Consider the following 3,923-nt stretch of genomic DNA (forward strand, 5'->3'; position numbering starts at 1 on the left):
TGATGAAGCGGCGACCAAATTGATTTTCCTGGTCTTACGGAACGTCACCAAGAAATGGAAACATCCGTCGCCGACCTGGAACCAGGCGGCCAGGCAATTTGCCATCCAGTTCGGCCCATGTTTGGGGGAAGGTCTCGTAAGTCGTTGCGAGGCAGTACCCGTCATTTCAAATTGGCACTACAGGACCCATTTTTGCCCTTTGGGGCGGCGGCTCCCGGGCAGAGATGTGCAAGGCGGAGAGGATTTGCCGGGCCTGATGGTTCCCGGCGGTGACCCCGCGACGTTTTTCATTTCCGAAGGCGAACTCCACCAGATGGATGGTTCGGAGGGCAACCCAAGCTTGCTCGCTGGAGAAGGGGAGATTGGCCGCCTTGAGTTTCTTCTCCAGGAGCCGGTCAAGCAGGGAAGGCCAAGGCGGCGACGAAGACGTGCGCCCGCACCCGTTTGGGATTGTGGTGGTAGATCGGCCGAAGCTCCAGGACGTCCTTGAGCTTCCGGAAGGCTCTTTCCACCTCGGAGAGCTCCTTGTAGGCCCGGACGGCCTCGAGCGGGGAGAGATCCTTTTCCTCGGTGAGGATCACATACTTGCCCTCCAGAAGCTTTTCGGTCTCCACTGGCTCTTCGGAGACCTGGAGCTTGCCCGCCCGCAGACTCCAGCGGAAGTAGCGGTGGCCGCGATGGAGAGAGAGGATCCGGGCGACGGAGGCTCCGATCTCTTCCCGATTCCGAAGCTCTCCTTTTTCGACACGCTTGGCGAGTTTCCCCAGCTCTTCCCGGGCCTTCGCGACGTCCCTCTCCCGCATGGCCTGCTCGTAGGCCAGTCGCTCGGCACTCTCGACCACGAAGACCCGCTGGCCGGGAAGCGCTCCCTCGACTTCGCAGACCCGATCCTTCCCCTCCGGAGAGCAGGGCTGCCAGGAACCGCTCTGAGCCTTGCGGATATACTCCAAGACCTCCGGGTTCCTTCGTCGGCGTAAGCCGACCAAAAATCCATGCCCCTGGCTCCAGAGGAAGCCCAAGTTGGCCGTGCTCACCATCCCCCGGTCCCCGACGAAGACGATCCGACGCAACCCGAAGCGTTTCTCCAAGTCGGCGACGATCGGCAGAACGGTTTCCGAATCGTGCCGATTGCCCCGGAAGACATGGTGGGCAATCGGCCAGCCATTGGCCATGACGACCCCCAAGAGGATCTGCCGGTTTCCCTCCCGATGGTCNCGGCTGTAGNCGTATTGGGCCAAACCCTCCGGACCTTCCCCTTCGAAATAGGAAGAAGTCAAATCATAGAAGACCATCTCGGGCTTGAGGCAGAAGAGATCCCGCAACCGGGCAAAGAGCCCTTCCTCGATCCTCTGCNTCCGCCCGATGAGCTCGTCAAGGGTCCGGTACCACGGCCAAAGGAAGCGGTGGTCGNCCCGAACTCGGCCGTTCTGCTTCCAGACCGGCCGGATCCTCTCTCCTTTCCCGTCGGGAACGTAGTCGGTCTCCAGCCACTGGGCCAAGGCGTGCTCGCTTCCCGGGCAGATGAGCCGGTTGGCCACAAGGACGAAGGCCCGTTCCGCAAGAGCAATTCCTTTGCCCTTCCCCCTCTTCTCTTCCAAAAGCTCTTCCAGACCCAGCTCCTCCCAGAGATGCCTGGCGACAAGCATTGGACCCCAAACCGCGGATTCCTGAGGCTCAAGCGCCCTACGAGAAGCCGGCGNGCTCCGNCCGAGCAGCTCCGCGAGCCGATCCAAGTGGGGNGCCAAGAGATCCTTGCGGCCNAGAGTCGCGACAATCCGCTGCTTGACCTGTCCCTTTTCCCGGTAGCTTTCCACCAACCGAACATACTCCGCCTCGCTCCCGTCCTTCCGACGCAACCGCAGGGTGCGTAGAAACATGAAATAGCATTACCGTTTATCATCGAGAATAGCAAGCTACAAAGGCCACTAGCATACGATAAAGTTATTCACAGTGTGGCACTACATTTTTGCAAAAGTTCGTTCCCCAACCCTGGAGCCATCGTCAAAATAGTCGATTTTCACCAAACATGGGCCGGTCTTCGGCGTCATCAAATCGGTGATGGGCTTCCGAGCGTTTCGGCTCCGCGGGCAAGCCAAAGTCCAGGGCGAATGGTCGTTGGTCTGCTTGGCGTACAACTTCAAGCGCCTTTGGAAGCTGATGGGAGCACGCCACCCCGGTTCCCCGATGGTCGGATCCCCATGGTCGCTCTGCGCCAGACCGGCCGCCGCATTATTCTGGCCTTTATTCTGGCCTTTACAGGTTCCGAGACAATCGTTCCCTGTGCCGCATCGGACTGCCGGCGCATCATGAGGAGTTATCGCGCTAAGTCTAAGTACGACGGGCTGCTAGCGGGCCTATGTGGTCCGCGTTTCAGATGCCGGACGGATACACTTGGAATCAGGGCAACCCGTCAGTGATACCTGAGCGGCAACAAGAGCACCAGGAAAGACCCGACGCGATCTATACTCTTAACCCTTTAAGTCCGCGACCCGCCGGAATCGAATTAAAAAGAAATGAACCCGGGGCCAACCAATCCCTGCCCCATCCGCCGATAGCTGATAGGAAAATCCAGCTCTCTCCCAGAAATCCAGGAATCGCGCGAGGCCCGATTGTCCTCCTTCGAAGCCATGGTGGTTATGATGATATTCGACCACGGCCTCCCGAACCCTGACGAGCGCCCCCGATTCGGAGAGTTCGGCGATCACCTCGGATTCGGCCCCTTCGATGTCCATCTTGAGGAAATCGACCTCGTCTCCGATCCATTCCGAGAGGCGGCGCGCCTGCACGCGCACTGGCTCGCCGCCTCTCCATAAGTCTGCCTGAACACTTCCATTAGTAGTAGTGGTCCCGCTCGGATAAAAATCGATCTCACCTTCACCTTTCGCCAGCGCGCAGCAATGGACGTTCACGTTGGAAAGTTCGTTGCCTTGGACATTGCGCTCGAGAATAGTTGCCAGATCCGGATCAGCCTCGAAGGCATCGATTTGGCTCTGCGGGTAGCTGAGCTTGAAAAAGAGAGTCGCCAACCCGATGTTAGCTCCGCAGTCAAGGATTCGCGGGGCCGGATTGGCCGAGCGGAATTCATAATCGCGGAAAAGAAAGATTTGCCGGTATAGCCCCGTCGCCGCCCCTCTTTTTAGGCAAGCCCAGGGCCGACCAGCGATTCGGACAATGCCATCGCCGCTTTTTTCCATGCCCTGCCCACACTTCATCCGCAGGTAATCCATCAGGATGGCTGCCTTTGAAAGACCGGGAAGCTCGCCTCCCCGGCAAAACCTGCGGAAGCCCGACAGATGCGAAAAGATCGAGAGTTCGCGATCCGAGAGCCACCGTTTAACCGCTTCCCCCCAGGGAAGATGACGAGGTTGGTCGGTGCATCCGGCTTCCTGTTGCGAGCGGTCCCGCAGTCCAGGCCGTCCATTCATCGCTTCTTTGGGCATCTCTAGCTTTCGTTGCATGGAAACCCTCGATCCGTCAAATTGTTTTCCAGACCGTGTCGTAAGCAAGTGAAGTGACCGCCGGGAGGACAGATGAAGTGACCGCTTGGGTATTGGGGGCTGGAGAGTTCATGAGATAGGGGCATGGACGGCTTTGGCGAAGCGGAAGGATGGCGGGTCATGAAAGTTCAGGAGGTGATTATGCGGGCGATGGCGAAGCGGTTCAGTTGGTTAGATGCCGCGGAGATTTTGGGATGGAGTCCTCGCACCCTTCGGCGATGGCGAGCTCGGTACCGGATACGGGGATACGACGGGCTTTTTGCTCGGAGGAAGCGGAGGCCTTAGTACATCGACTCATACGTTCGCAGCAGCATATTCGGCTTGGAATTGCTGGGTGAGCTCGATGATGTGCTGAAGCTTTTCCGGCCCTTTAGTCCAATGGAAGGGCTGGCAGTGATCATTGTATTTGGCGAAGTAAGCCTTGAG

At 58.6% G+C, this 3,923-nt stretch carries 3 protein-coding genes and 1 pseudogene; 2 read left to right on the plus strand and 2 right to left on the minus strand.

Features of this window, described 5'->3' with window-relative positions; translation table 11 throughout:
* Positions 1-395 precede the first annotated feature (395 nt).
* A complete protein-coding gene (locus A37A_RS17675) occupies positions 396-1,877 on the minus strand; it encodes an IS1634 family transposase (protein WP_018292072.1) in 1,482 nt (493 codons plus the stop codon).
* A 154-nt stretch (positions 1,878-2,031) separates the two neighbouring features.
* Here A37A_RS17675 and A37A_RS19635 point away from each other — a divergent pair.
* Positions 2,032-2,310: pseudogene (locus A37A_RS19635) on the plus strand (transposase); the annotation flags it as partial.
* Between the two features lie 158 nt (positions 2,311-2,468).
* Here A37A_RS19635 and A37A_RS0113780 read toward each other — a convergent pair.
* Positions 2,469-3,425, minus strand: coding sequence for an FkbM family methyltransferase (locus tag A37A_RS0113780; RefSeq protein WP_231363937.1), 957 nt, complete (start codon positions 3,423-3,425; stop codon positions 2,469-2,471).
* A 213-nt stretch (positions 3,426-3,638) separates the two neighbouring features.
* Here A37A_RS0113780 and A37A_RS0113785 point away from each other — a divergent pair, with 213 nt between their 5' ends.
* A complete protein-coding gene (locus A37A_RS0113785) occupies positions 3,639-3,782 on the plus strand; it encodes a helix-turn-helix domain-containing protein (protein WP_255324929.1) in 144 nt (47 codons plus the stop codon).
* Positions 3,783-3,923 lie beyond the last annotated feature (141 nt).

The sequence above is a fragment of the Verrucomicrobium sp. 3C genome (genome assembly GCF_000379365.1).
Lineage (GTDB): Bacteria > Verrucomicrobiota > Verrucomicrobiia > Methylacidiphilales > Methylacidiphilaceae > Methylacidimicrobium.